Annotated in this window: 9 protein-coding genes and 1 pseudogene; 5 read left to right on the top strand and 5 right to left on the bottom strand. The window is 45.7% G+C overall.

What is annotated here, in order from left to right; all coding sequences use genetic code 11:
- The 5 genes from JCM16496_RS20010 to JCM16496_RS20030 all read right to left on the bottom strand — a co-directional run.
- On the bottom strand, window positions 1-950 hold a 950-nt coding region (locus JCM16496_RS20010), incomplete at its 3' end, for a Gfo/Idh/MocA family protein (RefSeq protein ID WP_025836312.1).
- 15 nt (window positions 951-965) lie between these two features.
- Window positions 966-1,385, bottom strand: coding sequence for an RNA-binding S4 domain-containing protein (locus tag JCM16496_RS20015; RefSeq protein ID WP_005831803.1), 420 nt, complete (start codon window positions 1,383-1,385; stop codon window positions 966-968).
- The gene (pth, locus tag JCM16496_RS20020) at window positions 1,382-1,945 is read right to left on the bottom strand and encodes an aminoacyl-tRNA hydrolase (protein ID WP_025836313.1); all 564 of its coding nucleotides are present in this window, start codon (window positions 1,943-1,945) and stop codon (window positions 1,382-1,384) included. Before pth ends, JCM16496_RS20015 begins: the two co-directional genes overlap by 4 nt.
- A gap of 261 nt (window positions 1,946-2,206) precedes the next feature.
- Window positions 2,207-2,797 (bottom strand): 50S ribosomal protein L25/general stress protein Ctc, encoded by a 591-nt coding sequence (locus tag JCM16496_RS20025; RefSeq protein WP_005832708.1) that lies wholly within the window; start codon window positions 2,795-2,797, stop codon window positions 2,207-2,209.
- A gap of 138 nt (window positions 2,798-2,935) precedes the next feature.
- Complete coding sequence (locus tag JCM16496_RS20030; RefSeq protein ID WP_025836314.1) at window positions 2,936-3,343, bottom strand: PUR family DNA/RNA-binding protein; 408 nt, start codon at window positions 3,341-3,343, stop codon at window positions 2,936-2,938.
- 219 nt (window positions 3,344-3,562) lie between these two features.
- Here JCM16496_RS20030 and nusB point away from each other — a divergent pair.
- The 5 genes and pseudogenes from nusB to JCM16496_RS20055 all read left to right on the top strand — a co-directional run.
- Window positions 3,563-4,488, top strand: a pseudogene (gene nusB, locus JCM16496_RS20035) (transcription antitermination factor NusB).
- A gap of 38 nt (window positions 4,489-4,526) precedes the next feature.
- On the top strand, window positions 4,527-4,862 hold the full coding sequence (gene yajC / locus JCM16496_RS20040) for a preprotein translocase subunit YajC (protein WP_005831794.1): 336 nt from the start codon (window positions 4,527-4,529) through the stop codon (window positions 4,860-4,862).
- Window positions 4,863-4,877: 15 nt separating this feature from the next.
- Complete coding sequence (locus tag JCM16496_RS20045) at window positions 4,878-5,894, top strand: CdaR family protein (RefSeq protein ID WP_025836315.1); 1,017 nt, start codon at window positions 4,878-4,880, stop codon at window positions 5,892-5,894.
- The gene (coaE, locus tag JCM16496_RS20050; RefSeq protein ID WP_128809759.1) at window positions 5,884-6,468 is read left to right on the top strand and encodes a dephospho-CoA kinase; all 585 of its coding nucleotides are present in this window, start codon (window positions 5,884-5,886) and stop codon (window positions 6,466-6,468) included. Before JCM16496_RS20045 ends, coaE begins: the two co-directional genes overlap by 11 nt.
- Before the next feature lie 132 nt (window positions 6,469-6,600).
- Window positions 6,601-7,022: DUF5606 family protein (locus JCM16496_RS20055; RefSeq protein ID WP_025836316.1), on the top strand; the 422-nt coding region annotated here is incomplete at its 3' end.

Below are 7,022 nucleotides of genomic sequence, written 5' to 3' on the forward strand. Positions count from 1 at the left end.
TACAGGGTGGCGCTTTCGCCGTCACAGCTGCAGACTGACTTGCCCAGCAGGTGGTCTACCACTGCCTGTATGAGCGGTTGCTGGACGTAGGTGGGATTTTCGACAATGATTTCCTCACGCCCTCTTTCTGTGTGCAGCGCAATGGGGTCATAGGTGAATACGGAGAAACAAATCATGCCTTTGTCTCCAATGATTTCTATACGGTCTTCGCGGGCAGATTCGTGGGCGACGAAACACCAGGAGCCGCTGCCCACCAGTCCGCTGTCAAACTGGAAACATGCGCTTAGGGTGTCTTCGGCAGGATATAGTCTGCCACGGTTGCTCTTGTAGCCGCTGGCTTCGAGGATGCATCCGAAGATTTCCTGCAGCAAGTCTATCTGGTGGGGTGCAAGGTCATAGAAGTATCCTCCGCCGGCAATGTCCGGTTGCACGCGCCACGGTAGGTTTTCCTTGTTATGGTCGAGGTCGCGGGGAGGCTGGGCGAAGCGGATTTGAATGTTGATGATGTTGCCAATATGTCCCTCCTCTACCAGTGACTTTACCTTCAGGAAGTAGGGCAGATAGCGGCGGTAATACGCGACAAAACATGGAACACCCGTTTCTTTGGAAATGCGGTTGATGCGGCAGCACTCTTCGTAGGTAACGGCCATCGGCTTCTCTATGTAGACCGGTTTGCCAGCCTTCATGGACATGATGGCGTATGTAGCATGTGAAGAAGGAGGAGTGGCAATGTACACGGCGTTCACCTCTTCGTCGTCAATCAGTTCCTGGGCATCGTCGTACCATTTGGGAATCCCTCTTTCCTTGGCGTAGGTCTTGGCCTTGTCGCCATTTCGGCTCATGACGGCCACTACTTCGGAGTTCTCTATTTTCTGAAATGCCGGTCCGCTTTTGTATTTTGTCACTTCTCCGCAACCGATGAATCCCCATTTAATTATTCTCTCGCTCATAATCTTTCCCTTATTTTACTCTTCCTCAAAATCGAATTCAAAGTCAAAATCATCCAGAAATTCCGGTTCTGTAAATTCTTCCAGACTCCGGCGGTCTTTTTTCGTTGGCCGTCCGGTACCTTTGGCACGGTTGACGAAACCGCTGACACGGCTCATCTCCAGCAGTTCATACTGTTCCGGAGTCGTTACATTCTCCATCATTTCGGCCACTAACTTTGCGCCGACACGCTTTTCGATGGGTTGCAGAACTTTGAAGGAATAGGTGACGGGGGGCTTGCGCACCTGGATGACGTCTCCCGGTTTCACCGTACGGGCAGCCTTTGCCAGTGCGCCATTGATGCTGATGCGTCCTTTTTTGCAGGCTTCGGCGGCTATGGTACGCGTCTTGAAGATGCGCACGGCCCACATCCATTTGTCAATTCTGGCTTCGTTCATTTCTTGTTATATTGATTCATGGTGATATCTATTCCCGCCAGGCAGAAACTTTTGATGATTTCTCCGGCTGTTTCCAATCTCTCGCCCATTGTTTTCCAATCTTCATCGGTAAAATGTCCCAGCACATAGTCAATCTGCCCACCACGGGGAAAGTCATTGCCGATGCCGAAACGCAGGCGTGCATAATTCTGGGTGCCCAGCGTTGCTGCAATATGCTTAAGGCCGTTATGTCCCGCATCGCTTCCTTTACCTTTCAGGCGCAGTGTGCCGAAAGGCAGTGCCAGGTCATCTACCACTACCAACACATTCTCCAATGGAATGTTTTCCTTTTGCATCCAGTAGCGTACGGCGTTGCCGCTGAGGTTCATAAAGGTGGAAGGCTTCAGCAGTAACAGTTGGCGTCCCTTGACTGACAGCGTTGCGGTGAAACCATAACGTCCGTCGGTAAAAGTGGCACCCGCTGCTTTGGCCAGAGCATCTACTGCCATGAATCCGATGTTATGGCGGGTTTCGTGATATTCGGGGCCGATATTGCCCAATCCTACAATTAAATATTTCATAGTCAGTGCTTCCTGTTTATGAGGGTGTTAAAACTGGTATTCACCACAGATTACACAGATTTGCACAGATAGACATCTTTGATTATCGGTACATTAAATTCATTCTGTGTTAATCTGTGTAATCTGTGGTGAATTATACACTCTCGTGAACCATAAAAAGAACGCGGATTATCGCAACTTTCCGCGGAAATCAGTATGAAATCTGCGTTGGCTGCGTTAATCCGCGTTCCCGAATATTTAGTCTTTCTTGGAAAGAATCGATTAGTTGCCTGCAGCAGCAGCGGCACCTCTTGCAGCACGAGTCAGCTTAACGGCGCATACAACAGCTTCTTTGGCATTCAGCAATTCCAATCCTTCGTATTGCAATTCGCCAACTTTAACAGTCTTACCAAGTCCCAAGTGGGCAACGTTGATAGTCAGTCTTTCAGGAATTACGTTATACAAAGCTCTTACTTTCAGCTTACGCATCTGGAGTACCAGCTTACCACCGGCCTTAACACCTTCTGCCAAACCTTCCATCTGTACCGGAACTTCCATAACGATAGGCTTAGCCTCGTCGATTTGATAGAAGTCAACGTGCAGGATAGTATCCTTTACGGGGTGGAATTGGATATCTTTCATGATAGCGTTTACTTTCTTGCCATCAATCACCAAGTCGACTACGTAGATGTGCGGAGTGTACACCAAGTTGCGCAGACCCTCTGCAGGTACTGTGAAGTGAACATTTTCACCTGCACCATAAAGTACGCAAGGTACACCGTTGTTTTTACGAATAGCTTTCAAAGCTCTTGCTTGTTCCGAAGAACGTTCTGCAATAGTTCTTGCAGTTCCTTTTACTTCAATTGATTTCATTTCTAAAAAAATTGTGTTACTCTAAATTAAGTAAATTTTTTGCTTAATTCACCATCACACGATGTGGTTTACCACACGATGTTGCAAAAAAGCGGTGCAAAAGTACAGCTTCTTTTTGAATTATCAAAAGGTTATAACTTAAAATTCAATGTCTATCTTGATTTCTCCATCCAGAGGAGAAGCTTTTTCTTCTTGCGGCACTTCTTCTTTGGGCGTTTCGGGAGTTTCTGCCTCGTCGTCAGCGGCATGCCTTGTGTAGCAACCCTGCTGTTCCTGGATGAAGCCGATGGCCTGCTGGAGTCCGTTCATGAACTTTTCAAAATCTTCTTTGTATAGAAAGATTTTGTGCTTTTCGAAACTTACCTGAGAGTCGTCACCCTCGCCCATCACGATTTTCTTGCTTTCCGTAATGGCGAGAAACATTTCGTCTTTTCTGTTTTTCTTGACGTCCAAATAGTAGATGCGCTTACCTGCTTTGATGGATTGGGAGAATACAATCTCCTTGTCGTTCATGTCCGCTGCGTTTTTCTTCTTAAAGTCTTCCATATTATAATAGGTCTCAATTTTGATATTATCACCTTAAAACTTGTATCTCGTAGCTTTTAGCTCTTTATCGGGCTCAAAATTGACGATTTTTTTTAAACTGTCAAAAGAAAAAGACCGGATAATCAATATCTGCATTAAAAAATGTGATTTATTTATGTAAACTCATTAAAAATGCCTACTTTTGCGCCTTGTTAAAACACTTGTATTTACTTTAGAATTATGATCAACAGAGTTCTTATTCGTCTTAAGATTATACAGATTGTATATGCTTATTATCAGAATGGTAGTAAAAATTTAGACTCAGCGGAGAAAGAATTGTTCTTTAGCCTTTCAAAGGCATACGACCTCTACAACTACCTGCTGATGCTGATGATAGCTTTGACGAACTACGCACAAAAACGTATTGATGCGGCAAAAGCTAAGCTGGCTCCCACTGCCGAGGAGTTGTATCCCAACATGAAATTTGTGGAAAACAAGTTCATAGCCCAGTTGGAAGTGAACAAACAATTGACGGAATTCATCGCCAACCAAAAGCGCACGTGGCCAATGATGAAGACTTCGTCAAGGGATTGTATGAGAAAATAGTGGAATCAGATATATATAAGGAATATATGGCTTCTTCGGACAATTCTTACGAATGCGACCGTGAATTGTGGAGAAAGCTGTATAAGACTTTTGTCTTCAACAACGAGGCCTTGGACAGTGTGCTCGAAGACCAGAGCCTCTACTGGAATGACGACAAGGAGATTGTGGATACTTTCGTACTGAAAACCATCAAGCGCTTTGAAGAGAAGAATGGTGCCAACCAGGAGCTTTTACCGGAGTTCAAGGATGAGGAAGACCAGGAATTTGCACGTCGTTTGTTCCGCCGTGCCATCTTGAACTGTGACTATTACCGTCACCTCATCAGTGAGAATACGCGTAATTGGGACTTGGACCGTGTAGCCTTTATGGATGTTGTAATCATGCAGTGTGCCTTGGCCGAAATATTAAGTTTCCCGAACATTCCGGTGAGTGTTTCGTTAAATGAATATGTCGATATTGCCAAAGTTTACAGCACGGCCAAAAGCGGCAGCTTCGTGAACGGTACATTGGATGGAATAGTTAATCAATTGAAAAAAGAAGGTAAGTTAACGAAAAACTAATACCTTTGTTTAATAATAGAAACCAAAACTGAGTATTTATGAACTTAATGACTGTATTCTTCCTGCAGGCTCCCGCTGCAGGCCCTGCCGGTGGTGGTAGCATGATGTGGATTATGCTGATAGCCATGTTCGTTATCATGTATTTCTTTATGATTCGTCCTCAAAACAAGAAGCAAAAGGAAATAGCAAACTTCCGTAAATCGCTTCAAGTGAATCAGAAAGTAATCACAGCCGGTGGTATCCATGGTGTTATCAAGGAAATCAACGACAATGATGTGGTGCTTGAAATCGCTTCTAACGTTAAGATTCGTATAGACAAGAATTCTATTTTTGCTGCAGCTGCTGATGCGAACAGCAGTCAGGCATCTAAATAATAGAAATGTGAGCCTATGTTTGAACGTAGGAACATACAACGTACATATCTGAAGATATCTAGAGAAGTGAAGGACTTTCTGCTTAGCGATAAAAGCAGAGAGTTCTTCATTTTTTTGTTTTTCTTCTTTGTAGCCGGTGGCTTCTGGCTCTTGCAGACCTTGAACAACGACTATGAGGCGGATTTCTCTATACCGGTGCGGCTGAAGGGAGTGCCTAATAATGTGGTGATTACCTCTGAACCTGCTTCAGAACTCCGCATCAAGGTAAAGGATAAGGGAACGGTACTGCTCAACTATATGTTGGGAAAGAGCTTTTATCCCGTTATCCTCGATTATGCCGATTATAAGGGCGTGGATAATCAAGTAAGGATATATCCCCCGCAGTTTGAAAAGAAAGTGCTGAACCAGCTGAATGCCTCTACCCGCCTGCTTTCCATGAAGCCGGATACATTGGAGTACATCTATTCGACGGGAGCCTCCAAACTGGTGCCGGTGAAGCTGCGCGGCACGCTGAGTGCCGGACGTGAGTATTATCTTTCGGATACGATATTCAGTCCCGATTCCGTATTGGTGTATGCGCCGCAAGGCGTGCTGGATACGATTGCTGTTGCCTATACGCAACCGGTGAAGCTGGAAGATATATCGGACACCTTGAGGCAGCAAGTCCCCCTGCGTATCCAGAAAGGTGTGAAGTTTGTGCCTTCTTCCATTGAGATGATGCTTCCGGTGGATATTTATACGGAAAAGACAGTGGAGGTGCCGTTGCGTGGCGTTAACTTTCCTGCCGACAAGGTGCTGCGCGCTTTCCCTTCCAAGGTGCAGGTCACGTTTCAGGTTGGTCTGAGTCATTTCAGGCAGATTAACGCTGATGATTTTCATATTTACGTGTCTTATGAGGAACTGCTCCGTCTGGGTTCCGACAAGTATACGGTAAAGATTAAGAATCTGCCGAAAGGGGTGAGCCAGGTGCGTTTCAATCCGGCACAAGTGGATTTCCTGATAGAGCAAGTTTCTCCTGATTATGGCGATTAAGATAGGTATAACCGGTGGTATCGGTAGCGGAAAGAGTATGGTATCCCGGCTGCTGGAAGTGCTGGGTGTTCCCGTCTATATCTCGGATGTGGAGACGAAGCAACTGATGGTTTCCGATGCCTGCATCCGCAAGGAGTTGTCTGCCTTGCTTGGTGCGGAAGTGTATGCCGGTGGCACGCTGAACAAGCCTTTGTTGGCGTCTTATCTTTTCGGCAGTCCGGAGCATGCCAAAGAAATCAATGGTATTGTGCATCCTCGTGTGAAGGAGGACTTCCGGCAGTGGGCGCAATGCCGCGCCGCTTTTCCCATTGTCGGTATAGAATCGGCCATTCTGGTCGAAGCGGGGTTTGCGGGTGAAGTGGATGCTATTGTTATGGTCTATGCGCCCGAAGAGGTGCGCATTTCACGTGCCGTCCGGCGGGATGCTTCCTCGCGCGAATTGATAGAAAAGCGTGTCCGTAGCCAGATGGATGACGAAGAAAAGCGGAAGTTTGCAGATTTTGTCATTGTGAATGACGGTGAAACGCCGTTGATTCCGCAAGTGTTAGAGCTAATCGGTTCGCTATCTGAATAAATGCACTATCTGTTACGAAAATAGGTATCTCCTTAACAATAAAAATAAGCAAGCTTATTTTGTATTCTCTTCGGCTTACATTATCTTTGCCCCCCGAAAAAATAACTACTAATCATCAAAACAGAATATATTATGTTGAAGACTATTTTGTCCATTTCCGGTAAACCGGGATTATATAAGCTTGTTTCCCAGGGAAAGAATATGTTGATTGTAGAGTCGCTTGCAGACAAGAAGCGTTTCCCTGCCTATGGTAATGAGAAGATTATTTCTTTGGGCGACATTGCCATGTACACAGATACGGAAGATGTTCCTTTGAAGGAAGTGTTTCTTTCCATGAAGAAAAAGGAAAATGGTGCCGCCGTAGTGATGGATTTGAAAAAAGCTACTGCCGACGACTTGCGCGCTTATCTGGCAGAGGTACTGCCTACCTTCGACCGCGATCGCGTATATCCGTCCGACATCAAGAAGTTGATTACCTGGTATAATTTGCTGGTGGCAAACGGTATGACGGATTTTGAAGAAGCTCCTGAGGCGGAAACGAAGGAGGAAAGCAA

The sequence above is a fragment of the Bacteroides rodentium JCM 16496 genome, assembly GCF_000614125.1.
In the GTDB taxonomy this organism is placed as follows: Bacteria; Bacteroidota; Bacteroidia; order Bacteroidales; family Bacteroidaceae; genus Bacteroides; species Bacteroides rodentium.